Below are 25,214 nucleotides of genomic sequence, written 5' to 3'. Positions count from 1 at the left end.
ACGAGGAGTTCTCTGTGTCCACTGCACCCACCACCGGCCCTCTCGCTCCCGGCTCGCTCGCCGGCAAGCGCGCCCTCGTCACCGGTTCCTCGCGCGGCATCGGAGCCGACACCGCGGCGTACCTGGCCGGGGCAGGCGCCTCGGTGGTCATCAACTACCGCAACAAGGCCGCACGGGCCGAGAAGCTCGCGACCTCCCTCCGCGAGGCGGGTGGCACGGCCATCGTGGTGGGCGCCGACCTCACCGACGACGAGTCGGTGGCCGCGATGTTCGACACCATCCAGGCCGAGCTCGACGGTCTCGACATCCTCGTCATGAACGCCTCGGGCGGCATGGAGAGCGGCATGGCCGAGGACTACGCCATGCAGCTCAACCGCGACGCGCAGGTGGGAGTGCTCACCTCGGCGCTGCCGCTGCTCGCCCCCGGATCGCGAGTGGTGTTCGTCACGAGCCACCAGGCGCACTTCATCAACACCACGCCCACCATGGCCGAGTACGAGCCCGTGGCGCACTCGAAGCGCGCCGGGGAAGACGCCCTCCGCGCCCTGATCCCGCGGCTCGAGGAGGCGGGGGTCGAGTTCGTGGTGGTCTCGGGCGACATGATCGAGGGCACCATCACGGCCACCCTGCTCGAGCGCGCCAACCCCGGGGCCATCGGTGCCCGCAAGGAGGCCGCCGGCCGGCTGTACAACGTGAGCGAGTTCGCCGCCGAGGTGGCGTCGGCCGTGGTCGACCCCATTCCCGCCGGTCACACGCGGTACGTGGGCGACGTCTCCGACTTCGCGCCGATCCCCGGCGAGTAGGGCTGTCGCGTCGTGAGCGGTGAAGCGGATGCCGCCACGTCGGCCGATGCCGTCATCCTGAAATCGAGGGTTCTTCTGCTCGACCGCACCGGGGCCGCGCTGCTGTTCTTCACGCGCGCCGATGTGCCGGCGAACCCCACCAGGTGGCTGACGCCGGGAGGGCACCTCGATCCGGGCGAGGACCACCTCACCGCCGCCGTGCGGGAGCTCTTCGAGGAGACCGGTCTGTCGGTGGCGCCTCGCGAGCTCGGCTCGCCGTTCTGGGCGCGCGACTTCACGGCCGAGCCGGCGCCCGGGGTCGTGCGCGACTACCACGAGGAGTACTACCTGCTGCGGGTGGACCGGTTCGATCCGATCGACACGCACTGGACCGATGACGAGCGCGTCGACGTTCTCGAGTGGCGCTGGTGGAGTCCCGTCGAGCTGCGCGACACCGCCGACTCCGTCGAGCCGGCCGACCTCGTGGAGCTCCTGGAGCGTTCGCTCTAGAGCGTCTTGGCCTTGGGGGCGCGGCCCAGCATGATCGCTGTGACGGCCGAGAAGATCCCCGTGACGATCAGCATGATGCCCGTGAACAGCACGAGGATGCCGATCGACTCGAGCGGCAGGAAGATCACGGTGATCCCGGCGACGACCGAGATGACGCCGAGGATGGTGCCGAACCACTGCGAGCTGTCCTTCGCGGTCTCGATGACGGCGAGCACACCCTCGAGCACCCAGGAGAAGCCGATCACGAAGGCGAGGGCCACGAGCGCCACGACCTCGTTGCGGATGGCGACGATGCCGGCCACGATCAGCAGCACGCCGAGGATGATGTTGAGCGCGCGCATGCCGCCGGAGACCGACTTGTTGACGATGCCGCTGACGACCCGCACGAGTCCGATGATCCAGAAGTAGATCGCGAAGAACAGGGCGATGGTGAAGACGATCGCGTCGGGGTTGTTGACCGAGAGCACGAGCACCACGATGCCGAGCACGAGCGAGAGTATCGCGCGGATCCAGAGGCCCGCCTTGAGCCAGCGCGAGGCGGCGGCGGTGATGTCGCCCTCGAAGAGCCAGAAGCCGGACGGGTTGATCGTGGGTGTGGTCATGGTGTTCCCCCTTGGAGTCGCCGCGCGGCGAGGTGATCTGTCGGTGACAATCTAGCGGTTCGGCAAGAGCCCGGTGGGAATCCGCCTGGAGAGGCTTGCGGAGCATCCCGGTGTCGGCGGTGACGTCTATGTTTAACGAGCAATCGTCACCTTCGGGGGTGCGGGCAGGAAGCAGGCATGTCGACATCATCGTTCCGGATCGCCGTGGTCGCGATCCCTCTGGCCGTTCTCGTGCTGGTCTCCGGGTGCGCGGGCGCCGACTCGCCACCCGGCGGGGGAGTGACGCCCTCGAGGCAGCCGAGCCCGCTCGAACCGTACTGGGAAGTGCTCTACGGAGCGGCCTCTCCGGAGGCCCAGGCGGAGAAGGACGCGGCCATCCAGAACGCGGTCGCGGCGTGCATGAAGGAGGAGGGGTTCGACTACTCGCCCGATGTGGCACCCGAAGGCACTTTCTTCGCCGTCGACGACGCGGCCGTGCCATGGGGGAGCGAGGAGTTCGCCACGACCTATGGGTACGGGGTGTCGACGGATGCCTACGCCGACATGGCCGGGGGAGACGACTACGTCGATCCGAACGCGGAGTACGTGGCGTCGTTGAGCGAGGGGGAGCAGACCGCCTACAGCGATGCGCTGTGGGGCGCCCCGCAGTTCGAGGAGGGCGGCGATCCCGACGACGTGTCGGTCGACTACTCCGCCGAATACGACTGGAGGAAGGGCGGCTGCATGGGCGCCGCCCAGCACGAGTTCGGCTCGGAGATGGCAGCCGACGACCCTGAGTTCTCGTCGCTCATCGAGGGGATGGAGGCGATCTACGAGGAGGTGCAGTCCTCTCCGGCCGTCACTTCGGCGGAGCGCCAGTGGTCGGACTGCCTGGCCTCGGCCGGATTCCCCGGGTACGAGGGCAAAGACGACCCGATGCACGACTTCACCGAGCGATTCGGGGCTCTGCATCCGGCGGTCGAGGAGGGCTCTGCAGCGCCCACCCCCGATCCGGAGGCGCTCGAGGCGCTGCAGCAGGAGGAGATCGCCACGGCCACCGCCGACTTCGCGTGCAGCGAGTCGTCGGAATACACCGCCACGCTGGAGGCCGAGCAACTGCGTCTGGAGCAGGCCTTCGTCGACGAGCACCGGGAGCAGCTCGACGCCCTCTCAGCGCGGTACGGAGCCGAGTGAGCGCGCCATCCGCCCGCCGCCGAGCCCGCCGCTGGGCGCGGTGGCGCCGCGGGCCCCGACTCGTCGCCCTCATCACGGCGGTGGCGGTGCTCGCGCTCGTGGCAGGGGTGGCTCTCAGCCGCTTCGTGGTGTCGCCCGCCGAGCTCGCCGCAGCCGCGCGGCCGCCTGCCGCGGGCCCGGTGACCGCTCCCGTCGAGGAGCGCGTCATCCAGAGCACCGTCACGAGCCGGGCCGACGTCACCTACGCCGATGCCGTCGACGTGGAGGTCGACAGCACGGGTCTCACCGGGCCGGCCGTCGTGACCGGGCGGGTGCCCGAGGTGGGCAGCACGCTCGAGGCAGGATCCGTGGCTCTCGAGGTGGCGGGGCGCCCGCTCATCGTGCTGCCCGGTGAGCTGCCGGCCTACCGGGCGCTGCGCAGTGGACTATCGGGGCCCGACGTGCTGCAGCTGAAGGCGGCGCTGGGCTCGCTGGGGCTCGATCCCGGCGATACCGCCTCAGCCGACTTCGACGCCGCCACGGCGTCGGCGCTCGACGAGCTCTACCGCCGGGTGGGCTACAGCTCACCAGGGGCGGGAGCCGAGAGCGCGGAGCGTCTCGACGCGGCGAGGTCTGCGGTGCGCAGCGCCGAGGCGGCCCTCGAGCAGGCCGGTGCCGCGGTGAGCGCCGCAGCCGCCGGTCCCTCGATCGCCCAACGGGTGGAGGCCGACAACCAGGTGCGCGAGGCGCAGCGCGCCCTCGAGGCGGCGACCGCCGAGGGATCCACGGCCGACGGCCTCGGGATCGCGAGCCTTCAGGATGCCCTGGCGCTCGCGCTCGCCCGGCGCGACGACCTGCTCCAGCCCCCACCGCTCGGAGCCGAGCGGGCCGGGCTCGCTTCTGCGGAGGGGCAGCTCGCCGATGCCAGGGCCGCTCTCGCTCGCGCCGAGGAGGAGGCCCTCACCACGCTGCCCGCCTCGGAGGTGGTCTACCTGAGCTCGCTGCCACGGCGCGTCGACTCGGTCGCGGCCGAGCGGGGGAGCGTCACGAGGGGTGCTGCCCTGTCGGTGTCGGGCGCCGAGCTCGTGCTCGAGGGGTCGGCGGCGGCCGCCGATGCCGCTCTGCTCAGCGTCGGGGCGACTGCCACCTTCGAGGGGGCCGATGGGGTCGAGCACACCGCCACCGTCGCAGCGGTCACGGCCCGGGGGAGCGGTGACGGGGGAGCAGGCGACTCCTCCGGAGCCGGTGGCGGGTCGGGCGGAGGTGGAACCAGCGGGAGCGGATCGGGCGGAGGAGGATCCGGAGGCGGCGGATCGGGCGGCGGCAGTGGCGGTTCCGGAAGCGGATCGGAGCGGCGATTCGACGTGACCCTCACCCCGAGCGGATTGACCCCGCAGGAGGTCGAGTCTCTGAAGGGCAGCAACGTGCGTGTCTCGATCCCGGTCGAATCGACGGAGGGAGCGGTGCTCGCCGTTCCCGTCGCCGCCCTGACCGCGGGGCCGGGCGGAGAGGCGCGCATCGAGCTCCTCGAAGGGACACCGCCCATGTCATCCGGCGATCCCATGCCAGCGTCGGATGGATCGGCGAGCAGCGTTCTCGTGGAGGTCACGACCGGGCTGTCGGCGGGCGGCTACGTCGAGATCCGGTCCGAGGATCCGCGGGTGCGGGCCGGTGCTCGAGTGGTGGTGGGCAGGTGACCGCGATGATCCAGCACTCGCCGACTGCCGCCGTGGTGGCAGCGTCTCCACCTCTGGTGGAACTGCGTGGGGTCACCCGGAGCTTTGCGGGAGCCGGGTCGGTGACGGCGCTGTCCGGCGTCGACCTGGCTCTCGGCGCCGGGGACTACCTGGCGATCACCGGGCCCTCCGGCGCGGGCAAGTCGACGGTCCTCAACATCCTGGGGCTGCTGGACCGGCCGACGACGGGGGAGTACCTCATCGACGGCGTGCCGACCGCGGCGCTCGGCGACGCCGAGCGATCGCGGTTGCGAGGATCGAGCATCGGATTCGTGTTCCAGTCGTTCCATCTGCTCGCGTCGCGCACCGTGCTCGAGAACGTGCTGCTCGCGTTCGTCTACGGCGGCGTGCCGCGCGCCGAACGCCTCGAGCGGGCCCGTGAGGCACTCGCACGGGTGGGTCTCGACCACCGTCTCGACTTCGCCCCGGCGACGCTCTCCGGGGGCGAGCGGCAGAGGGTCGCGATCGCGCGGGCGGTCTGCACGAGCCCGCGCCTGCTCCTCGCCGACGAGCCCACGGGCAACCTCGATCGGCGCAACGCCGAGGGCGTGCTCACGTTGTTCGACGAACTCCACGCCGACGGCCTCACGATCGTCACCATTACGCACGACCCCCACGTGGCCGCCCGAGCCCACCGCCGCGCCACCCTCGCAGACGGCACCCTCACCCACCCCGCTCCACCTCCGGCTGGCGCGCCATGAGGCGCGCCGGGTTCGATGTGCGGGATCTGGCGGCGGAGGTGCTCAGCGGCATCGGGGCGAAGCCACTGCGGCTGGTGGCCGGGCTCGTGGGCACGGTCGTGGGGATCGGAGCGCTCGTGCTGACCGTCGGGCTGGGGGAGACGGCCGGGGGACAGGTCGCCTCGCGCTTCGACTCGGTGGCCGCGCGCTACGTGGAGGTGACCCCGCAGACCGCGGAGGACGCGAGCGGTGGCCAGCGCGCCACCACGACGCTGCCCGACGACGCGGTCGACCGTGTGCGACGGCTCGCCGGCGTCCAGGCTGCCGCCGCACTGGCGCCGGTCCCTTCCGACGGGCTGAGGGTGAGCGCCGTGCCCGTGCACGATCCCACGGCACCGGCGACGACACCACCGGCCATCCGGGCGGCGTCGGGCGACCTGATCGATGCGATCGGGGGACAGGTGCTCGAGGGCCGGTCGTTCGACTCCGGCCACGAGAGCCGCGGCGACAGGGTGGTGCTCCTGGGGCAGGCGGCGGCCGAGGACCTCGGCATCGACCGCCTCGACTCGCAGCCCTCGGTGTTCCTGGGGGAACGGGCGTACACGGTCATCGGGATCCTGGGGGAGTCGGCGACCCACGGCGAGCTCGCCTCCTCGGCCGTCATCCCCCTGAGCACCGCCCGCCGCGACTTCACAGGAGTCGTCGCCGACACGCTCGCGCTGCACATCGCGGCGGGCGCCTCGGAACTCGTCGCTCATCAGGCTCCGATTGCGCTGGCGCCCAATGAAACCGACGTCTACTCAGTGTCGCGAGCACCGTCGACGACGCAGCTGCAGTCGGACGTCGACGACGACGTCGGCCTGGTCTTCCTCGTGGTCGGTCTCATCACCCTGCTGGCGGGTGGCCTGGGCATCGCCAACATCACCACGCTGAGCGTCTCCGAGCGCACGGGAGAGATCGGCCTGCGTCGAGCCCTCGGAGCCACCCGTCGGCAGATCGCCGTGCAGTTCATCGCCGAGACGGTGCTGGTCGGGCTGCTCGGCGGTGTCATCGGTGTGGCGCTCGCGATCTTCGCCATCGTCGCCGTCGCAGCGATCCGCGGCTGGACGCCGATCCTGGATCTGCCGCTGTCATTCGCGTGTGCAGCACTCGGCGGCGCGGTCGGTCTCGTGGCCGGCGCCTACCCGGCCGCCAAGGCCGCCAGAACCGAGCCCGCAGACGCCCTCAGAGCAACCCCCACCTGACCCGGACCCGGCCCGGACCCGACCGCCGGCAGCCCCTTCCGGATTCTGGAGAGTGCGCTGATAATGCACATTATGTCAACAAGTGGATCCGAGACCCCTCCCGCCCAGGCGCACACGGCTCCGGCGGGGCGGCTCAGCGGGCAGTGCGGGTCATGACGTGGTGGACGACTCCCGAGGGCGACGCCGTCGTCTCGATGGCGAACCGATCCTCGAGGCCTTCGAGGCCGTCCCACAGCCGCACACCGCGGCCGAGCACGATCGGCACCACCACGATGTGCAGGTGGTCCACGAGATCGGCGGCCAGGAAATCGCGCACGACCGTAGGCCCTCCGCCGAGACGCACGTCCTTGCCGTCGGCGAGCTCCGTCGCCAGCGCCAGCGCGTCGACGGGCGGCAGATCCCGGAACAGGAACGTCGTCTCCCCCACCTCGAGATCCGGTCGCCCATGATGCGTCAGCACCACGACCGGCGAATGGAACGGAGGCTCCTCACCCCACCACCCCCGCCACGACTCGTCCTCCCACGGGCCCTCCTGCGGGCCGAACTTGCCGCGCCCCATGATCTCCGCGCCGATGTTCCGGTTCGTCGCCTGGGCGAACGCGTCGTCGATGCCATCCTCCCCCTCGCCGACCGCCTCGGACCCGTGCCCCGTCATCTCCACGAAGGACCGGGTGGGGAAGAACCACTGCATCAAGCGATGCTGGGCGTGCCCGAAGGGGGCCTCGAAGGTGCGCCCCTCCCCCGAGCCGAAGCCGTCGAGGGAGATGGCCAGATTGTGCACTCGAAGCCGCGTCATGGTCCGACGTTAGCGCATGTGAACGCCGTCCACATAGCGGGAGGCTACTTCGCGGCCGTGTACCCGCCATCCGCGAGGATCGTCTGCGCCGTGATCGCCCGCGACTCGGGCATCGAGAGGAACACCACGACCTCCGCGATGTCCTCGGGTTCCATGAGCCGGCGCTGCGGCGTCTGCGAGATCCAGGCCTCCATGGTGGAGGGATCCGCCGATCCGACGTCCTTCAGCAGCTCCGTGTTCGTGTAGCCGGGGGCGACCGCGTTGACGCGCACACCCTGCGGCGCCCACTCCACGGCGAGCGTGCGCGTGAGCGCGGCGATGCCCGCCTTGGTGGCGTCGTAGCCGACGTGGATCTCGGGGCGCGTGGCGGAGAACGCCGCGATCGACGAGATGTTCACGATCGTTCCCTCGGTCTTGAACAGCTCGGGGGCGAACTCGCGGCAGGCGTAGAAGGTGCCGGAGAGGTTGAGGTCCACGACCTTCTTCCACTGCTCGTCAGGGTGGTCGACGGTCGCGCCGCTCAATGACATGCCCGCGCAGTTGACCAGGTGGTCGACGCGACCGAACCGCTCGACGGTGGCACCCACGAGCGCGGCCACAGCGGACGAGTCCGTCACGTCGACCTCGAGCCCCACGGCCTCGGCTCCCGTCTCCCCCGCGATCTCGGCGGCGGTCGACTCGGCGGCACCGAGCCGCAGGTCGGCGATCACGACGGAGATGCCGCGCTTGGCGAAGGCGGTGGCGATGGCCCGCCCGATCCCTCCAGCGGCTCCCGTGATGACAGCGGTTCTCGTGGTTTCCGACATGGATCCTCCTTGACCTGTTGAGCGTAGATGTACAGCCAACACCGGTTCTACCCCCCGGGCAAGGGTCATATGACTCCTGGGAGCAGGCATTTGACATAGTGGCAAGATCGCTGTTCAGTGGTACTGTCCAAATTACAGCTGTGCTTATCAGCAAGGAAAGTAAGGCAATGGGGCCCCAGAACCTGTTAGAGATGCGCGGCATCACCAAGGACTTCAACGGCGTGAAGGCGCTCGACGATGTGTCGATCGACCTCCGCCCGCACGAGGTGCTCGCCATCTGCGGCGAGAACGGTGCAGGCAAGTCCACCCTCATGAAGGTGCTGAGCGGCGTCTACGGCCACGGCTCGTACACCGGCGACATCCTCCTCGAGGGCGAGGTCATCGAGATGGCCGGCATCGCCCAGAGCGAGCGGCACGGCATCGTCATCATCCACCAGGAGCTCGCGCTCACCGACACCATGTCGATCGCCGAGAACATCTACCTCGGCAACGAGGTCAGGGGCCGCTTCGGCCTCATCGACTGGGACGAGACCCGCCGCAGGGCCGCCGAGCTGCTCGCGATGGTGGGCCTCCGCGAGAACCCCTCCACTCCCGTCTCCGAGCTCGGCGTGGGCAAGCAGCAGCTCGTCGAGATCGCGAAGGCCTTCAGCAAGGACGTGCGCATCCTCATCCTCGACGAGCCCACTTCGGCGCTCACCGAGGAGGAGTCGGAGCACCTGCTCGGGCTTGTCGCCGACCTCAAGGAACGCGGTATCGCGTCGATCATCATCAGCCACAAGCTCAACGAGATCGAGCGGATCGCGGATCGCGTGACGGTCATCCGCGACGGCACCGTGGTCGAGACGCTCCCCCGCGACGAGATCACCCAGCCCAGGATCATCCGCGGCATGGTCGGTCGCGACATCAACCACCTCTTCCCCGAGCGCATCGCCAAGACCGTGGGCGACGAGGTCTTCCGCATCGACTCCTGGACCGTGCAGGACGCCTCGGACCCCGACCGGGTGCGGGTGCGGGATGCGAACCTCGTGGCTCGCGCCGGCGAGATCGTGGGCATCTGCGGGCTCATGGGCGCCGGCCGCACCGAACTGGCGCTCAGCGTGTTCGGGCGCTCGTACGGCTCCGGCTTCTCCGGCCACGTGCTCATCGACGGCGAGCGTCGCGACGTGTCGACCGTGAGCAAGGCCATCAAGGCCGGGATCGCCTACGTCACCGAGGACCGCAAGAACCTCGGCCTGCACCTCGACGACGACATCGTGCAGAACGTCGCCCTCCCGAGCCTCCCCCGCATGAAGAAGCGCGGCTTCGTGGACGAGGACGCCGAGATCGCCGCCGCCACCTCCTACAAGGAGTCGATGCGCATCAAGACCCCCTCGATCTTCGTGCCGGTCGGCCAGCTCTCCGGCGGCAACCAGCAGAAGGTCGTGCTGAGCAGGTGGATCTTCACCGATCCGCGCGTGCTCATCCTCGACGAGCCCACCCGCGGCATCGACGTGGGCGCCAAGTTCGAGATCTACACGATCATCCAGGAGCTCGCGGCGAGCGGCAAAGCCATCGTCTTCATCTCCTCGGAGCTGCCTGAGCTCCTGGGGATCTGCGACCGCATCGTGGCCATGCACGAGGGCGAGATCACCGGTGAACTGCCCATCGAGCAGGCCACGCCCGAAAAACTCATGGAACTCATGACACTCGAGAGGACCCCCGATGTCGACCGCTGACACCAAGCGACCCGCACCCGAGCGCGGCCGCGCACCGGGAGGCACCACCACCCTGCTCCCCCGGATCGCCCGGTTCCTGAACCGCTACAGCATGGCCGTCGCGCTCATCATCGTGGTCGTCGTCTTCACGATCACGACCGACGGCATCCTGGTGCGCGACCAGAACCTGTCGAACCTCGTGGTGCAGAACGGCTACATCCTCATCCTCGCCATCGGCATGGTGATGGTGATCATCGGCGGTCACATCGACCTCTCGGTCGGCTCCATCGCCGGGTTCGCCGGCGCCGCCGCGGCCATCCTCATGGTGACGTACGAGGTGGAGTGGTGGATCGCGCTGCTCCTCAGTCTGCTGGTCGGGGCCCTCGCCGGAGCCTTCCAGGGCTTCTGGGTGGCCTACGCCAAGGTGCCCTCCTTCATCGTGACGCTTGCCGGCATGCTCATCTTCCGCGGCCTCACCATCGCCCTCATCGGCGCGAGGAACATCGGCAACCTCCCCGAGCCCTTCGTCTTCCTCGGTGCCGGGTACGTGAGCACGGGCACCTCAGAAGGACCCGACCTGCTGACGCTCGGCATCGGTGTGCTCATCGTGCTCGGGATCGTCGGCTGGCAGGTGCTCGCCAGGCGTCGCACGGTGCAGCACGGTGAGAAGCCCGGCAACCTGCTCCTGTTCATCGCCGGTCTCGTGGTCGTCTCCGCCGCCATCCTGTGGCTGAGCTACTCGCTCGCGAACTTCCGCGGCCTGCCCGTCGTTCTCATCATCCTGATCGTGCTGGGCATCGGCTACACGATCCTCATGACCAGGACCGTTCTCGGGCGCCACATCTACGCCGTGGGCAGCAACCGCCAGACCGCTCAGCTCTCGGGTGTGAAGGACAAGCGGATCGACTTCTTCCTGTTCGTCAACATGGGTGTGCTCGCCGCCCTGGCCGGCGTGATCATCACGGCACGACTCAACCTCGCCACCTCGGGTGGAGGCACCGGCCTCGAACTCGAGGCGATCGCAGCGGCCTTCGTGGGCGGCGCCGCCGTCACCGGTGGTGTCGGCTCCATCGCCGGAGCCCTCGTGGGTGGCCTCACCATCGGCATCATCAACAACGGCATGTCGATCATGAGCCTCGGTACGCAGTGGCAGCAGACGGTGCTCGGCGTCGTCGTGCTCCTCTTCGTGGCCTTCGACATCTGGAACAAGGGCCGCCGCTCGCGTCGCGCGGTCTGACCTGCAGCTCACACTCCCACCCAGCACCATTCAGCAGAAGGACACAGGAACATGCCAATCAGACCAGTCAGCAAAGGAGCGACCAGGCGCAGGATCCTGGGGATCGCCGTCACAGCAGCAGTCGCCGTGGGGCTCACCGCGTGCAGCGGCGGCGACGGCGGAGGTGCCGGAGGCGGCACCGTGGGCATCCTCATGCCCGGCGTGCAGAGCGTGCGCTGGCAGATCGAGGCCGAGGAGATGACCAAGGGCTTCGAGGAGCGCGGCTACGAGACCGCGGTGCAGTTCGCCAACGACGACGCGCCCACCCAGGTCGAGCAGATGGAGAACATGATCACGCAGGGCGTCGAGGCCCTGATCGTGGTGGCCGTCGACGTGCAGTCGCTCGGCGGGCCGCTCGCCGACGCGCAGGCCTCCGACATCCCGATCCTGTCGTACACCCGTCTGCTCAGCGACACCGAGGCCGTGGACTACTACACGACCTTCGACTACAAGGCCTACGGTGCCGCGAGCGGCAAGTCGATCCTCTTCGCCCTCGGTGTGGAGGATGCCGAAGGCAACCCCACCGGCGAGAAGGGGCCGTTCAACATCGAGATCGTCAACGGCAGCCCCACCGACTCCGTGGCCTACGACATGTGGGCCGGCTACGAGGAGACTCTGCAGCCGTATGTGGATGAGGGTGTGCTGCAGATCCCCTCGGGTCAGACCACCTTCGACCAGTCCTCCACCCTCAACTGGACCGGCGAGGGCGCGCAGAGCCGCATGGAGAACATCGTCACGTCGACCTACTCGGGCGGCACCACGCTCGACGCCGTCTGGGTGCCCTTCGATGGCATGACCCGCGGTGTCATCGCGGCGCTCAAGTCCTCCGGCATCGAGCCGGGCACCCCCGAGTGGCCCATCCTCCCCGGTGGCGACGGCGAAGTCGACTCCATCAAGTCCATCCTCGCCGACGAGCAGTACTCCTCCGCCTGGATCGACGTCATCACCCTCTCGCAGGGTGCGGTGGAGATCGTCTCCGATGTGCTCGACGGCGGCGAGTGGCCCGAGCCCGACACCCAGACCGACAACGGCACCAAGGAGGTGCCCACGAAGCTCTCCCCCGTGGTGAACGTCACGAAGGACAACGTGCAGGAGGTCCTCGTGGACAGCGGCTTCTACACGGCCCAGGAGCTCGGCCTGTAAACAGACGGAGAGCCGTCTGAAGAGATCCGGATATGCCCATCCTCGCCCCGTCATGGGGTGGGGATGGGCATCTTCCGTTCTGCGGCGCGGTGCTCAGGCCTCTGTGTCGGTGGTCGACTCGGCGTCGACGGACTTGAGGGTGACGTAGGAGTGGCCGGAGGGGCCGCCCGTCTTCTCCACGTGGGCCTTGAACTCGTCGAGGGCTGCGCGCACCACCCTGTCATCGGCACCGATGAGCGCTGCCGCCCGCTCGGCGGCCGATCCGGGCGACCAGTCGATGGTGAGCGAGACGGATGTGCTGAGGTCGCTCACCGCCTGGAAGTCGGCGTGCCCCGTGAACGACACGTCACCCGTGATGGTGCGCCAGGCGACGCGCTCCTCGGGCAGCTGCTCCGTGATCTCGAGGTCGAACTCGCGCGTGATCCGCCCGATGCCGATCGTCCAGTGGCTGTAGAAGTCGGTCGATCCCGTGACCGAGCGCACCCCCGCGAGGAATTCCGGGAACGATCCGACGTCGATCCACTGCTGGTAGACAGCGGCGATCGGCACGTCGATCGTCACGTGGTGTTCTGCTGCAGCCATTCCCGGTTCCCCCGACTAGTCCTTGTTCTTCTTGTCTTTGCCGCTGTTGCCCGGGCTGCCGTCTTCGTTGCCGTTGCCGTTGTTGCCTGGGCCGCCGTCGTCCTCGTCCTCCGCGTCGTCGCCGTCCTCCTCGCCCGGCGCCGGGGCACCCGGATCGGTGGCCGGAGGATCGACCACCGGCTCCTCGGTCTCGGCCGGGGCGGTCTCCGTGGGCACCGTCTCGGCGGGCGCCGGCTCGGTGACGGGTTGCAGATCGGCGCGCACGGTGTCGATCGACTGCTGGATGGATGCGGCCCTCGCGGTCGACACGTCGCCGTCGGCCGAGGCCTGCTGCAACTGCGCCTGCAGGGAGTCGAGGGTGGCCAGCGCTGCGGCGGTGTCGCCTGCAGCGGCCTGCTCGGCGGCGGTCACGATGGTCGACTGCATGAGGCTGCTCGTGCCCGCCGCGATGTCGGACTCGGCGGGGGCGCAGCCGCTCAGCGCCACGACCGCAGACAGGACTAGCGCGGAGACGGCACCGCGACGTGTCGCCCTCATCGCTGCACCGAATCGAGGAGCTCTTGCATGTGGGTGCCTAGCGGATCGTCGAGCGCGGGCAGGGTGGGTGTGTTCGAGGGGTCGGATGACGCGCCGAGCTGCCAGAGCAGGATGCCCACGACGGCGGCCACCACCACGAGGGCCACGACCAGCACGATGATCTGCCACCGCTGCACGCGCGAACGGCTGCGGGCGGGGGCTTCGTGCTCGGAGGCCTGCGGGAGGAGAGGGGTGGTGGTCGGCGCGTGCAGCGCCTCGGTGGTCTGCGGGAACGCCGGGGCGAACGCCTCGGTCGCCTGCGTGCGCGCCGGGGCGAATGCCTCGGTCGCCTGCGTGCGCGCCGGGGCGAATGCCTCGGTCGCCTGCGTGGTGCTCCGCGGCATGACCTTCGTCGCCTCGGGGGCAGAAGCCTCGGGGGCGAGGACCTCGGCCGCCTCGGTGGCATCGGGGTCGAGGGCCCCGGTCGCCTCCTCGGGCGCCGCGAGGCGGCCGGCCGCCAGCACGACATCGAGGGCGCTCGGCCGCTCCGAGGGCTCCCTCGCGGTCATCGCCGTGAGCAGCGACCGCCAGCCGTAGCCGAACTCCGCCGGCACGAGCGGATCGCTCGTGAGGCGTGCGAGAGCGGCTTCGTGGGTGCCGGCCTGCGGGAAGGCCCGCTTGGCGGTGAGCGCCTCCATGAGCACGAGCCCGAGGGCGTAGATATCGGAGGCCGGAGCGGGATCCGATCCGCGGACCTGCTCGGGGCTGAGGTAGGCGGCCGTGCCGATGAGCGTTCCCGGCGTCGTGAGCCTCGTCGAATCGATGAGGTGCGCGATGCCGAAGTCCGCGAGCTTCGCTCGGTACTCCTCCCCCGGCACGTGCGAACTCCGCAGCAGCACGTTCGACGGCTTGATGTCGCGGTGCACGATCCCGGCCTGATGCACCACGTGCAGGGCCTCCGCGAGATCGCGCGCCATGGTCGCCACATCGGCGGGGTCGAGGGGGCCGCCGGCCACCCGCTCGGTGAGGGTGGGACCGTCGACGAACTCCATGACGAGGTAGCTCGGCCTCGCGGGGTCGACCGGCGCCACCTGGGCGTCGTAGAGCGTGACGAGGGCGGGGTGGTTCAAGCCGGCGAGCAGCCGCGTCTCCGACGTCGTGCGCGCCGCATCGGCGGCGGAGTCGCGAAAGAGCTTGACGGCGACCGTGCGGCCCAGCGTCTCGTCACGGGCGCGGTACACCACACCCATGCCGCCGGCGCCGATCCGGGACTCCAACTGGTAGCGGCCGTCGAGCAGCTCACCGGTGTCGGGCGAGCTCTCAGGGCGCACGGCGGGGATCGTCACGTTCCAGACCGGCCGGCGCTCAGACCAGGGGGTCGTTGCTGTCGCGCGTGCTGCGGGTGACCTGCTCGCCGCTCGCGGGGTCGACGGCGGTGCGGGTGGTGGCCGTGGTCTGACGACGACGCAGCATGAACACGAGGCTGATGAGGAAGACGATGACGCCCGCGCCGATGAGGATGTAGCCGATGAGGGCGAGGTTGATGACCCCGCCGAGGTCCACGTTCACCGCGAACGCCAGGATGGCTCCGATGACGATCAGCGCGATGCCGGTACCGATACCCATGATTGCTCCCTCAGAAATGCGCGCGACGAAGTGCCGTGCAGGAACCTGCCTACCATGATTAGGTCAATAGTGATTGAGTCACCACGATTGGACGGTCGCCATGACGGAGCTGAGACGCCGAGCGGAGTTCTTCGCTGCGCTAGGTGACCAGCACCGCCTGCAGATCGTCGACCTCCTCACTCTCGGAGACCTCTCCTCGTCCGAGATCGAGGCGCTCCTCGAGCTGAGGTCCAATCTCGTCGCCCACCACCTGCGCGTGCTCGAGACGGCCGGGATCGTCTCGCGCACCCGCTCCGAGCTCGACAGGCGCCGCACCTACATCGGTCTCAACGCCGAGGTCTTCGGCACCCTCACCCCCGCGGTCGTCGCGACTCCCCCGCGGGTGGTGTTCGTCTGCACCGCGAACTCCGCGCGCTCGCAGCTCGCCGAGGCGATCTGGCGCGACGCGAGCCGGGTGCCCGTCGCGTCCGCCGGCGTGAGCCCCGGCCCCGCCGTCAATCCGGGTGCCGTGGCGGCAGCGGCGCGCCACGGCCTCACGATCGACGGCGACCGCGCGCCCCGCTACGTGGACCAGGTGCTCGAGGAGCGCGACCTCGTGGTCACGGTCTGCGACGGCGCGCACGAGCAGATGCACGGCCGCGACGACCTGCACTGGTCCATCCCCGACCCGGCGCGGAGCGACACCCCCGAGGCGTTCGAGAAGGCGTTCACCCTCATCACCCGGCGTGTGCAGGTGCTCCTCCGCCGCTTCCGCACCGCCCAGTAGAAGGGGCCCACGATGAGATCGAACGCCGACTACGCGCTGCACGACGTCGCGCGCCTCAAGGAGCTCATCCGGGAGCACCCGTGGGCCACCATCGTGAGCCACGTGCCCGGCCGCGGACTCGTGGCCTCGCACTACCCGGTGATCCTCGAACACGACGACGACCCCGAGGCCATCGTGCTCGTGAGCCACGTCGGCCGACCGGACGAGCGGCTGCACGAGCTCGGTGCGCACGAGATCCTCGTCGTCATCCAGGGCCCTCACGGTTACATCTCGCCCGGCTGGTACGAGCACTCCCCCGCCGTGCCCACCTGGAACTTCGTGAGTGCGCACCTGCACGGCACCCCCGAGATCCTGGGCGACGAGGAGAACCTCCTGGTGCTCGATCGCCTCGTCGAGCACTTCGAGCGCGACCAGCCGAATCCGTTCCTGCTGCACCGGAGCGCCGAGAACACCGCCTACGCCGAGCGGATCGTGCACGGCACCGTGGGCTTCCGACTGCGGGTCGCGCGCGTCGAGGCCAAGGAGAAGCTCAGCCAGGACAAGCCCGCCGAGGTCGTCTCCCGCGTCATCGCCGCCCTCCGCCGCCCTGGCCCCTACGCCTCCCCCGCCCTCGCCACCCGCATGGAGGGTGTGGCAAGGGGGGTTGCAGGGGCGGAGCGGAGTCGTATCGTCGGGGACATGGGCATTCAGAGTGGTAACGACGACGACACCGTGAAGAAGGATATGAGCTACAGCCCCGGGAGCGGGCGCGAGACGGAGGAGGCGCAGGCCGATCCGCGCAGCTCCGCACACCTCGACGACCCCGAGGTCGACAGCTCCGCGGTCATCTCGGTGCCCGGAGAAGGCGGGCCGGACGACGTGGGCGAGATCGACGTCGACCAGGAGGCGATCCGCACGCAGATCGCGGAGCGCGCCAAGCAGGTCTGAATCCGGCCGGCGGCGCGAGCCGCTCCGGTTGGCGCGCCTACGTCGCAGGCGCTTCGAGCCTCATGATCACGCGAGGGAAGCCGTTGAGCACCGATTCCGTGTCGGACACCTTCGTGAAGCCGGCCTTCTCGAAGAGGCTCCTCGTACCGACGTACGCCATGGTGAGGTCGACCTTCTCGCCCGCGTTGTCGACCGGGTAGCCCTCCACGGCGGGGGCGCCCTGGGCGAAGGCGAACTCCACCGCGCCGGCGACGAGGGCGCGCGAGATGCCCGAGCCCCGATGGCCGGGGCGCACCCGCACGCACCAGAGCGACCACACATCGCGGTCGTCGACGTGCGGGATCCTCCGGTTGCGGGCGAAGGTGGTGTCGGCCCGCGGATGGATCGCCGCCCACCCCACCACGTCGTCGCCGTCGTAGGCGAGCACCCCGGGCGGCGGCCGCTCCTCCACGAGCTGCTGCACCCGTGCGCCGCGCGCCAGGCCACGCAGCGCCTGGTTCTCCTTCGACGGGATGCGATAGCTCAGGCACCAGCACACGTTCGCGTCGGCGCGCTTCGGTCCGACCATCGTCTGCACATCGGCGAAGACCGTCGCGGGGCGCACCTCGATCACCATGACGACACCCTGCCACCGCCGGAGTGAGTGGGCAATGCGTGGTCCGAGCGGTCAGCGGTCGGTCGCCTCGCGGGCGAGAGCGCGCTTGAGGTTGCCGCTCCCCCACAGCTCGTCGTGCACCGGCGTGAGCCCCGCGAGGTCCGCGGGGGCCACGGCGAAGCCGCCCCTGGCAGTGATGGCACCGACGAGACTCCGCACCTCGCGGTCAGCAGCGGGGCCCCGCGTCGGATCGCCGCCGTCGCCGTCCTCCGCCTGAGCGATCAGGGTGTCGAGGTACACGAGGTCCTCGTCCTGCACCCGCGGCAGCAGGGCGAAGGGCGACGCCCGCACGAGAGTAACGTCCGACCGCGCCAGCAGCGCCGAGAGTGCCCGCAGGTTCGCCTCGTCGAACACCACCGCATCCCGCCCGGGCAGGGCACTGTCGACGGCACGAGGAGGCCGGCCGCGCGCATCCGGTGCCGCAGCCCCGCGGAGGTAGCAGAAGCGAGCGGCCCGCTCCAGAGGGGAGCCGCTCCCCTGCCCTCGCACGGCCAGGAACTGCGCGTCGGAGTGGCCCTCGACGAACGAGCGCACCGCCCCGATCAGGGCTTCCGGATCGTCGCGCACCACCTCCCAGGTCGTGACGATGTCGTCGACCGTGCTCGCCAGGGTGACCGACACCTCGGGGAGCCGCTGCAGCACCGCCAGCGCCGTCGCCCCGCCGTCGAGGTACGGCTCCACGAAGCCACGCAGTCCCTCGGGAGCGATCTCCGCCACCAGGCGGGCGCGTCGGCGTGCGGCCACGGTGTCGAAGTACGGCGGATCGATGCGCCGGCTGGCCCGATCGCCGCTGCGACCGCGACGGGGACCGCCGCTGCGACCGCGTCCCGTCACCGGCGCGACGCGATCCGCTTCGTCCTCAGCGCGGTGACGACGCGCGTGATGAGCTCGGTCGGCAGCGGCTTCGCGAGCGAGAACTTGAGTGTGTCCTGGCCGGAGCGGTAAGGAGCGACCAGCTTCTCCAGCCGAGTGTCGTCGTCGAAGGAGTGCACGCCGTAGAGCGCGAGGTGCGCCTTCCACCCCGCGAAGAACGTGAGGTTCTTGCCGCCGTAGGCGTACGTCGGCATGCCGTAGCTGATCGACTCCGTCGCATCGGGCAGCGCCTCGAGCAGGAGAGCTCGGAGCTGCTCGAGCGCCGAACCCACCTCGGGCGGGAACGATGCGATGTACTCCTCGACGGTCTCGAATGTCGGATCGGCCACGATGCCACCTCTCTCAGGGGCCCGGGCCGGTCGGCAGGGGCCGTGAACGCTGGGTCAGGCCCCCGGGCCGTCGAAGTACGAGACGTTGACGTCGTTGCGGTCGCGTGCGGCCTCGGCGCGCTCCTGGCGCAGTCGCTCGGAGCGCTCCTGGCGCTCGCGGAGCACCTCGGGGTCGACCTCCACGCGGCGCACGGTCACGCCACCCTTGGTGGGCGGGCTCGTCGCCGCTTTCTTGGCCGCCCGCGGGGCGGATCCGGCGGATGCCGCCGAGGCGGCCCGAGTCGCGGACTGCGCGGGGAACTGGCCGGACCCCGGGCACCGCTGACCGTGACGGTCGTCGTGCTGGAGGATCGTCTGGGAGACGAGGCCGACGGGCACCGACTTCCCGCACGTCGGGCATTTCGTTGCGCTGCTTGCCATGGTGTCTGTGATCCTCTCGATCCCCGGTGTCGTGGTGCGATTCCCCAACTCATCATTTTCGCACGGAATCCGGTGCGCTCACTCCTCGCCGAACCCCGTCTCGACGAGATCGGCCAACGCGTCGACTGCTGCACGGCCGTCGGGGTCGGCGCTCGCGAGCTCCACGGTGCTCCCCTTGGTGAGTCCGAGGGCCATGATCCCGAGCAGGCTCCGCGCATCCCTGCCATTGACCGTGACCTTCGAATCGAAGGTGCCCGCGAGCTTCACGAACTCGGCGGCGGGACGTGCGTGCAGGCCGTCGCGATTCACGATCGAGACGGAGCGGGAGTAGCCGGCCGCAGTCGCCGGGGCGGGAACGGCCGGATCGGCGGACGCTCCACCATCACGGGAGACCGCGCCGCTCTCGGCGGGTGCACCGTCACCGGTCTCCCCACCGCCGTTCGCCGTCTCGCCCGCGGCCACGACCTCGTCGAGGGACGCTCCCGATTCCGCCGCGACCGCCGCGGCCACGCCGCCTTCCACGAGCGGCGCATCGACGATGCGCACGCGCTCGCGCACGTCGTCGTCGAGGAAGTCGAGTGCCGTCTCGGCGGTCAGGATGGCGGATCCGAGATCGCAGAACACCGCGACGCCCGCACCGGAATCGGCCGCACCGATGGCCTGGGAGACCTTCTCGAAGCTCGTTCCGATGCCGCCCTCGTCGGTGCCTCCGGCCGCCACGAGTGTGCTGCCCTCCGCCATCTGCGCCGCGAGCTCCACGAGCCCCTCGGCGATCTTGGAGCTGTGCGAGACGAAGACGATCCCGACCTTGCCGGAGGTGCCGCTCATCGTCACTCCCCCGCGGCGTCGGCGGCCGCGTCGGCCGCGGCGCGGAGCAGGAGCGACGACGACTGCGCACCGGGGTCGCGGTGCCCGATCGCCCGGTCGCCGAGGTAGCTCGCGCGACCCTTGCGGGCCACGAGCGGCTCGGTGGCCACGGCGCCCTGCTCGGCGGCGGTCGCGGCGGCCTCGAGGATGGCGCGCTCGGCGAGCCCCTCCGCCTGGGCTGCCGCAGCGGCCTCCACGGCGGGTGTCCACGCGTCGATCATCGTCTTGTCGCCGGATTCGGCCTTGCCGCGCAGCACCACGCCGTCGCGCGCCGCGGTGAGGAGGGCCACCACGGCGGCGCCGTCGAGCTCCTTCGCCTGGCCCACGGCACCGGCCGCCTTGAGGTAGGCCGTGCCGAGCAGGGGCCCTGAGGCGCCGCCCACGGTGGAGATGAGCGTCGTCGCCACCATCTTCAGCGCGTCGCCGGGCGAGGAGTCAGCCGGCAGGTCGTCGAGCTTGGCGAGCACGGCGGTGAAGCCGCGGTCGAGGTTCTCGCCGTGGTCTCCGTCGCCGATCTCGCGATCGAGGGTGATGAGCTCACCGCGGTGCTCCGCGATCACGGCGGCGCTCCGCCTGATCCAGTCGGTCGTCCAGTCGATGCCCAGTGTCATCCGCGAAACCCTACCGTCCCCAGCGCAGAGCGGCCGTCTGCACGGGCGCATCCCACAGCTCGGTGAGCTCGTCGTCGAGCTTGAGCACCGAGATCGAGACACCCTGCATCTCGAGCGAGGTCACGAAGTTGCCCACGAGGCTCCTCGTGACCTCGATTCCCTGGGCGGCGAGCACCTCCGCCGCGTGCCGGAACACGATGTAGAGCTCCACCTGGGGCGTGCCTCCCATGCCGTTGACGAGCAGCAGCACCTTGTCGCCCGAGGCGAACGGCAGATCCTCCAGCACCGGCCCGAGCAGGCGGTCCACGATCTCGTCGGCGGGGGCCAGCTTGATGCGCTCGCGACCCGGCTCGCCGTGGATGCCGATGCCGATCTCGATCTCGTCGTCGGCGAGCGTGAAGCTCGGCTCCCCCGCGTGCGGCACGACGCACGGCGTGAGGGCCACACCCATCGTGCGCACCTGCGCGTTGACCTTCTCCGCCACGGCGGCCACCGCGTCGAGCGCGTCGCCGCGCTCGGCGGCGGCTCCGGCGATCTTCTCCACCAGCACCGTGCCGGCCACGCCGCGGCGGCCCGCGGTGTAGAGCGAGTCCTTCACCGCCACGTCGTCGTCGATCACGACCGTGCGCACCTCCACGCCGTCGGCGGCGGCCAGATCCGCAGCGGTCTCGAAGTTGAGCACGTCGCCCGTGTAGTTCTTCACGATGTGCAGCACGCCCGCCCCGGAGTCCACGGCCTTCGTGGCGGCGAGGATGGGGTCGGGGGTGGGCGAGGTGAACACGGGGCCGGGAACCGCGGCATCGAGCATGCCGTAGCCCACGAAGCCGCCGTGCAGGGGTTCGTGCCCGCTGCCACCGCCAGAGACGATGCCGACCTTGCCTGCCACCGGCGCATCTTTGCGGGCGATGTAGATCGGGTCGTGCGAGACGGTCACGATGTCGCCGTGGGCGGCTTCGAAGCCGGCCACCGCCTCGTCGACCACGTTCTTCGGATCGTTGATGAGCTTCTTCATTGACCTGTCCCTTCGATCGAGCGTTCGTCGCTCGCGACGGGTGCCCGTGCCGGGCCATCCGGTGCAAATCTACGCCGTTTCGTCGTATACCTGGCAAGACGCTGGGGATATTGTGAAGTACCGATCACCTCGGTGGCCGCATTCGGTGGCCGTACAGTGCGAAGGAAGGTCAACGTGGACAATCTCGGTATCGATTTCCTCTCGGAACTCGTGGGCACGGCGATGCTGGTGCTCCTGGGCTGCGGCGTCGTGGCGAATGTGGCGCTCGTGCGCACCAAGGGCTTCAACGGCGGATTCCTGATGGTGACCATCGGCTGGGGCCTCGCGGTCTTCTCCGGCGTGATCGTCTCCTACGCCTCAGGCGCCCACCTCAACCCTGCGGTCACCCTCGGTCTCGTCGCCAACGGTGCGGAGACCTTCGGATCGGAGGCCACCGCCGTCGAGGTGAACGCCCTCTCGGTCATCGCCTACATCGGTGCGCAGCTCATCGGTGCGATCATCGGTGCGGTGCTCGTGTGGCTGGCCTACAAGCAGCACTTCGACGAGGAGCCGGAGGCGGCCAACAAGCTCGGCGTGTTCTCCACCGGCCCCGCGATCCGCTCGTACGGCTGGAACCTCGTCACGGAGATCGTGGGCACGTTCGTGCTCGTGTTCGTGGTGATCGGCTTCGGTCGTCAGGGAGACGGCGGCGGTCTCGCGGCCCTCGGTGCTCTGCCCGTGGCGCTGCTCGTGATCGCGATCGGTGCATCCCTCGGTGGCCCCACCGGCTACGCCATCAACCCTGCCCGTGACCTCGGACCCCGCATCGCTCACGCTCTGCTCCCGATCAAGGGCAAGGGCACGTCCGACTGGTCCTACTCGTGGGTGCCGATCGTGGGCCCCATCATCGGTGGCGTGCTCGCCGGTCTCGCGGCCATCCCGCTGCTGCCGATCCTCACCTGATCCATGTCCGACTACATCATCGCGATCGACCAGGGCACGACGAGCACGAGGGCGATCGTCTTCGATCACTCCGGCTCGATCGTGTCGACCGGCCAGCTCGAGCACACGCAGATCCTCCCGAGGGCGGGATGGGTCGAGCACGATCCCAAGGAGATCTGGGACAACACGCGCGAGGTCATCGGTCAGGCCCTCTCGAAGGCCAACATCACGCGTCACAACGTGAAGGCCGTGGGCATCACCAACCAGCGGGAGACCGCGGTGGTGTGGGACAGGAACACCGGCGAGGCCGTCTACAACGCCATCGTGTGGCAGGACACCCGCACGCAGGAGATCGTGGACAGGTTCTCCGCCGACGGAGGCGCCGAACGGTTCAAGGACATCGTGGGCCTCCCCCTCTCCACCTACTTCTCGGGCACCAAGATCGTCTGGATCCTGGAGAACGTGGAGGGCGCCAGGGAGAGGGCGGAGGCCGGCGACCTGCTGTTCGGCACCACCGACAGCTGGGTGCTCTGGAACCTCACGGGCGGGGTCGACGGCGGTGTGCACGTCACGGATGTCACGAACGCCTCGCGCACGCTCTTCATGGATCTCGAGACGCTCGAGTGGCGCGACGACATCCTCGAGGTCTTCGGCGTGCCCAAGTCGATGCTGCCCGAGATCCGGTCGTCCTCCGAGGTCTACGGCACCGTGCACACCTCCTCGCTGCTCCGCGAGGTGCCCGTGGCGGGCATCCTCGGCGACCAGCAGGCCGCCACCTTCGGCCAGGCGGCGTTCGACGCCGGCGAGGCCAAGAACACCTACGGCACCGGCAACTTCCTCATCTTCAACACGGGCACCGAGATCGTGAAGTCGAAGAACGGGCTGCTCACGACCCTCGGCTACAAGCTGGGTGACGACGCCCCGCATTACGCGCTCGAGGGCTCGATCGCCGTCACCGGGTCGCTCGTGCAGTGGCTGCGCGACAACCTGGGGCTCATCGCCTCGGCACCCGAGATCGAAGCGCTCGCGAAGACGGTGGACGACAACGGCGGCGCCTACTTCGTGCCCGCGTTCTCCGGCCTCTTCGCGCCGTACTGGAGAGCGGATGCGCGGGGCGCCCTCGTGGGCCTCACCCGCTACGTGAACAAGGGCCACATCGCCCGTGCGGCACTGGAGGCCACGGCGTTCCAGACCAAGGAGGTGCTCGAGGCCGTCAACGCCGACTCCGGAGTGCCCCTCACGGAGCTCAAGGTCGACGGCGGCATGATCGCCAACACCCTGCTCATGCAGTTCCAGGCCGACATCCTCGACGTGCCGGTCATCCGCCCGGTCGTGGCGGAGACGACCGCGCTGGGCGCTGCCTACGCTGCTGGCCTGGCGGTGGGCTACTGGGCCGACCTCGACGAGCTGCGGGCCAACTGGCAGGAGGACTCCCGCTGGGAGCCCTCCATGGAGCATGCCGAGCGCGACCGCCTCTACCGCAACTGGAAGAAGGCCGTCACCAAAACCCTCGACTGGGTCGACGCCGACGTCGACTGATCAGCGGTTGGTGGCGGTGATCCAGTCTTCCAGCTTCGCCGCTGCCGCCCCTGAGTCGATGGCGGCCTCGGCCACCGCCATCTTCTCGCGCAGGCGATCCACGATGCCCCGGTCCACCTCGGTGGGGTCGGTGGCGAGGGCGAAGGCCACGAGGCCCGCCGCGGCGTTGAGCAGCACCATGTCGCGCACGGGGCCGTGCTCGCCGGAGACCACGCGGCGCACCACCTCGGCGTTGTAGGCGGCGTCGGCGCCCTTCAGGTCCTCGATGTCGGCGCGCTTGAGGCCGAGGTCCCGGGGGTCGAGGTCGTGCTCCTTCACGGAGCCGCGGGAGACCTCCCAGATGTGGCTGTGGCCCGTGGTGGTGAGCTCGTCGAGCCCGTCGTCGCCCCGGAACACCAGCGCAGTCGCCCCGCGGGTCTGGAACACGCCCACGATGAGCGGCACCCTGTCGAGGTGCGCGACCCCCACCGCCGACGCCTCGGCGCGGGCCGGATTGCAGAGCGGGCCCAGGAAGTTGAAGACCGTGGGGACTCCGAGCTCGCCGCGCACGACGGCGGCGTTCTTGAACCCGGGGTGGAACTTCGAGGCGAACGCGAACGAGATGCCCGTCTCGAGCAGCACCTCCGCCACCCGCTGCGGCTCGATGTCGATGTCGATCCCGAGCGAGCGCATCACGTCCGATGACCCGGAGAGCGAGCTCGCCGCCTTGTTGCCGTGCTTGAGCACGGGCACCCCGCTCGCGGCGGCCACGATCGAGGCCATGGTCGAGACGTTGACGGTGCCGAAGCGATCGCCTCCCGTGCCCACGATGTCGAGCACGAACGGATCGACGTCGATGGGCAGAGCGTGCTCGAGGATCGCATCCCTGAAGCCCACGATCTCGTCGACGGTCTCGCCCTTGGCTCTCAGCGCCACCAGGAAACCTGCCAGCTGAGCTTCAGTCACCTCCCCTAGCATCACCTTGTTCATGGCCCAGCTGGCCTCCGAGATCGAGAGATCGGATCCGGTCAGCAGGTGGGAGATCATCCCGGGCCAGGAACGTGTTTCAGCCATACGGACGATCCTATGGGGCGTCGCCCGGGCGGGACACGCCGATGCAGCCGCCCGAGCGCGCCCCTTTGCAAAACCAGGCTGGGAAATCGGTCATAA

At 69.7% G+C, this 25,214-nt stretch carries 28 protein-coding genes; 13 read left to right on the top strand and 15 right to left on the bottom strand.

Going from position 1 to position 25,214, the window contains the following annotated elements:
* Positions 1-14: 14 nt before the first annotated feature.
* Positions 15-803 (top strand): SDR family oxidoreductase, encoded by a 789-nt coding sequence (locus ACEXQC_RS02530; protein ID WP_374818025.1) that lies wholly within the window; start codon positions 15-17, stop codon positions 801-803.
* A gap of 12 nt (positions 804-815) precedes the next feature.
* Positions 816-1,292 (top strand): NUDIX hydrolase, encoded by a 477-nt coding sequence (locus ACEXQC_RS02525; RefSeq protein WP_374818022.1) that lies wholly within the window; start codon positions 816-818, stop codon positions 1,290-1,292.
* On the opposite strand, the gene ACEXQC_RS02520 is transcribed toward ACEXQC_RS02525, so the two are convergent.
* Entirely contained in the window at positions 1,289-1,894 is a 606-nt protein-coding gene (locus ACEXQC_RS02520; RefSeq protein WP_374818020.1) for an HdeD family acid-resistance protein, read from the bottom strand. The two genes, ACEXQC_RS02525 and ACEXQC_RS02520, sit on opposite strands and share 4 nt — an antisense overlap.
* Positions 1,895-2,071: 177 nt before the next feature.
* Here ACEXQC_RS02520 and ACEXQC_RS02515 point away from each other — a divergent pair, with 177 nt between their 5' ends.
* From ACEXQC_RS02515 to ACEXQC_RS02500, 4 genes are all read left to right on the top strand, one after another.
* Positions 2,072-3,067: a hypothetical protein gene (locus tag ACEXQC_RS02515; protein WP_374818018.1), complete on the top strand. Its 996-nt coding sequence runs from the start codon at positions 2,072-2,074 to the stop codon at positions 3,065-3,067.
* A complete protein-coding gene (locus ACEXQC_RS02510; RefSeq protein ID WP_374818016.1) occupies positions 3,064-4,743 on the top strand; it encodes a hypothetical protein in 1,680 nt (559 codons plus the stop codon). Before ACEXQC_RS02515 ends, ACEXQC_RS02510 begins: the two co-directional genes overlap by 4 nt.
* Positions 4,744-4,844: 101 nt before the next feature.
* The gene (locus ACEXQC_RS02505; RefSeq protein ID WP_374818014.1) at positions 4,845-5,483 is read left to right on the top strand and encodes an ABC transporter ATP-binding protein; all 639 of its coding nucleotides are present in this window, start codon (positions 4,845-4,847) and stop codon (positions 5,481-5,483) included.
* Positions 5,480-6,706, top strand: coding sequence for an ABC transporter permease (locus tag ACEXQC_RS02500; RefSeq protein WP_374818012.1), 1,227 nt, complete (start codon positions 5,480-5,482; stop codon positions 6,704-6,706). Before ACEXQC_RS02505 ends, ACEXQC_RS02500 begins: the two co-directional genes overlap by 4 nt.
* 133 nt (positions 6,707-6,839) lie before the next feature.
* Here the strand turns inward: ACEXQC_RS02500 and ACEXQC_RS02495 are convergent, their stop codons facing one another.
* Positions 6,840-7,502: a dihydrofolate reductase family protein gene (locus ACEXQC_RS02495; RefSeq protein ID WP_374818010.1), complete on the bottom strand. Its 663-nt coding sequence runs from the start codon at positions 7,500-7,502 to the stop codon at positions 6,840-6,842.
* A gap of 44 nt (positions 7,503-7,546) precedes the next feature.
* Positions 7,547-8,308: an SDR family NAD(P)-dependent oxidoreductase gene (locus ACEXQC_RS02490; RefSeq protein WP_374818008.1), complete on the bottom strand. Its 762-nt coding sequence runs from the start codon at positions 8,306-8,308 to the stop codon at positions 7,547-7,549.
* Between the two features lie 191 nt (positions 8,309-8,499).
* Between ACEXQC_RS02490 and ACEXQC_RS02485 the strand changes: the two genes are divergently transcribed.
* Genes ACEXQC_RS02485 through ACEXQC_RS02475 form a run of 3 tightly spaced genes read left to right on the top strand, consistent with a single transcriptional unit; the run spans position 8,500 to position 12,421 of the window.
* Positions 8,500-10,023: an ATP-binding cassette domain-containing protein gene (locus ACEXQC_RS02485; protein WP_374818006.1), complete on the top strand. Its 1,524-nt coding sequence runs from the start codon at positions 8,500-8,502 to the stop codon at positions 10,021-10,023.
* Positions 10,010-11,239: a multiple monosaccharide ABC transporter permease gene (gene mmsB, locus ACEXQC_RS02480; RefSeq protein ID WP_374818004.1), complete on the top strand. Its 1,230-nt coding sequence runs from the start codon at positions 10,010-10,012 to the stop codon at positions 11,237-11,239. Before ACEXQC_RS02485 ends, mmsB begins: the two co-directional genes overlap by 14 nt.
* Before the next feature lie 51 nt (positions 11,240-11,290).
* Positions 11,291-12,421 carry a substrate-binding domain-containing protein gene (locus tag ACEXQC_RS02475; RefSeq protein ID WP_374818002.1) on the top strand — a complete coding sequence of 377 codons (1,131 nt, stop codon included), beginning with the start codon at positions 11,291-11,293 and terminating at the stop codon, positions 12,419-12,421.
* Between the two features lie 93 nt (positions 12,422-12,514).
* Here the strand turns inward: ACEXQC_RS02475 and ACEXQC_RS02470 are convergent, their stop codons facing one another.
* Genes ACEXQC_RS02470 through ACEXQC_RS02455 form a run of 4 tightly spaced genes read right to left on the bottom strand, consistent with a single transcriptional unit; the run spans position 12,515 to position 15,145 of the window.
* Positions 12,515-13,003 carry an SRPBCC family protein gene (locus ACEXQC_RS02470; RefSeq protein WP_374818000.1) on the bottom strand — a complete coding sequence of 163 codons (489 nt, stop codon included), beginning with the start codon at positions 13,001-13,003 and terminating at the stop codon, positions 12,515-12,517.
* 15 nt (positions 13,004-13,018) lie between these two features.
* Positions 13,019-13,540, bottom strand: a complete 522-nt coding sequence (locus tag ACEXQC_RS02465) for a hypothetical protein (protein WP_374817998.1) — start codon at positions 13,538-13,540, stop codon at positions 13,019-13,021.
* Positions 13,537-14,850, bottom strand: a complete 1,314-nt coding sequence (locus ACEXQC_RS02460; RefSeq protein ID WP_374817996.1) for a serine/threonine-protein kinase — start codon at positions 14,848-14,850, stop codon at positions 13,537-13,539. Before ACEXQC_RS02460 ends, ACEXQC_RS02465 begins: the two co-directional genes overlap by 4 nt.
* A gap of 34 nt (positions 14,851-14,884) precedes the next feature.
* Positions 14,885-15,145 (bottom strand): DUF6458 family protein, encoded by a 261-nt coding sequence (locus ACEXQC_RS02455; protein ID WP_374817994.1) that lies wholly within the window; start codon positions 15,143-15,145, stop codon positions 14,885-14,887.
* Positions 15,146-15,245: 100 nt separating this feature from the next.
* Between ACEXQC_RS02455 and ACEXQC_RS02450 the strand changes: the two genes are divergently transcribed.
* Positions 15,246-15,911, top strand: coding sequence for an arsenate reductase/protein-tyrosine-phosphatase family protein (locus ACEXQC_RS02450; protein WP_374817993.1), 666 nt, complete (start codon positions 15,246-15,248; stop codon positions 15,909-15,911).
* A gap of 12 nt (positions 15,912-15,923) precedes the next feature.
* On the top strand, positions 15,924-16,838 hold the full coding sequence (locus ACEXQC_RS02445) for an FMN-binding negative transcriptional regulator (protein WP_374817991.1): 915 nt from the start codon (positions 15,924-15,926) through the stop codon (positions 16,836-16,838).
* Between the two features lie 37 nt (positions 16,839-16,875).
* Here ACEXQC_RS02445 and ACEXQC_RS02440 read toward each other — a convergent pair whose 3' ends face one another.
* From ACEXQC_RS02440 to dhaK, 7 genes are all read right to left on the bottom strand, one after another.
* Positions 16,876-17,454 carry a GNAT family N-acetyltransferase gene (locus ACEXQC_RS02440; protein ID WP_374817989.1) on the bottom strand — a complete coding sequence of 193 codons (579 nt, stop codon included), beginning with the start codon at positions 17,452-17,454 and terminating at the stop codon, positions 16,876-16,878.
* Positions 17,455-17,505: 51 nt separating this feature from the next.
* Positions 17,506-18,327, bottom strand: a complete 822-nt coding sequence (locus ACEXQC_RS02435) for a DNA adenine methylase (RefSeq protein WP_374817987.1) — start codon at positions 18,325-18,327, stop codon at positions 17,506-17,508.
* Positions 18,324-18,695 carry an iron chaperone gene (locus ACEXQC_RS02430; protein ID WP_374817985.1) on the bottom strand — a complete coding sequence of 124 codons (372 nt, stop codon included), beginning with the start codon at positions 18,693-18,695 and terminating at the stop codon, positions 18,324-18,326. Before ACEXQC_RS02430 ends, ACEXQC_RS02435 begins: the two co-directional genes overlap by 4 nt.
* A 54-nt stretch (positions 18,696-18,749) precedes the next feature.
* The gene (locus tag ACEXQC_RS02425) at positions 18,750-19,115 is read right to left on the bottom strand and encodes a hypothetical protein (RefSeq protein ID WP_374817983.1); all 366 of its coding nucleotides are present in this window, start codon (positions 19,113-19,115) and stop codon (positions 18,750-18,752) included.
* Between the two features lie 78 nt (positions 19,116-19,193).
* Entirely contained in the window at positions 19,194-19,943 is a 750-nt protein-coding gene (dhaM, locus tag ACEXQC_RS02420; RefSeq protein WP_374817980.1) for a dihydroxyacetone kinase phosphoryl donor subunit DhaM, read from the bottom strand.
* A 2-nt stretch (positions 19,944-19,945) separates the two neighbouring features.
* Complete coding sequence (gene dhaL / locus ACEXQC_RS02415) at positions 19,946-20,593, bottom strand: dihydroxyacetone kinase subunit DhaL (protein ID WP_374817978.1); 648 nt, start codon at positions 20,591-20,593, stop codon at positions 19,946-19,948.
* Positions 20,594-20,603: 10 nt separating this feature from the next.
* Positions 20,604-21,605: a dihydroxyacetone kinase subunit DhaK gene (gene dhaK, locus ACEXQC_RS02410; RefSeq protein ID WP_374817977.1), complete on the bottom strand. Its 1,002-nt coding sequence runs from the start codon at positions 21,603-21,605 to the stop codon at positions 20,604-20,606.
* A 222-nt stretch (positions 21,606-21,827) separates the two neighbouring features.
* Between dhaK and ACEXQC_RS02405 the strand changes: the two genes are divergently transcribed.
* Together ACEXQC_RS02405 and glpK are read left to right on the top strand one after the other, a co-directional pair.
* Positions 21,828-22,547: an MIP/aquaporin family protein gene (locus ACEXQC_RS02405; protein ID WP_374818845.1), complete on the top strand. Its 720-nt coding sequence runs from the start codon at positions 21,828-21,830 to the stop codon at positions 22,545-22,547.
* 3 nt (positions 22,548-22,550) lie between these two features.
* Complete coding sequence (glpK, locus tag ACEXQC_RS02400; protein WP_374817976.1) at positions 22,551-24,065, top strand: glycerol kinase GlpK; 1,515 nt, start codon at positions 22,551-22,553, stop codon at positions 24,063-24,065.
* Here glpK and trpD read toward each other — a convergent pair whose 3' ends face one another.
* The gene (gene trpD / locus ACEXQC_RS02395) at positions 24,066-25,118 is read right to left on the bottom strand and encodes an anthranilate phosphoribosyltransferase (protein WP_374817974.1); all 1,053 of its coding nucleotides are present in this window, start codon (positions 25,116-25,118) and stop codon (positions 24,066-24,068) included.
* Between the last annotated feature and the right edge of the window lie 96 nt (positions 25,119-25,214).

Origin of the sequence: Herbiconiux liukaitaii (assembly GCF_041927495.1) — a bacterium.
GTDB lineage: Bacteria > Actinomycetota > Actinomycetes > Actinomycetales > Microbacteriaceae > Herbiconiux > Herbiconiux liukaitaii.
Note: the sequence above shows the minus strand (reverse complement) of the source record. Positions and strands in the feature narration are given on the sequence as shown.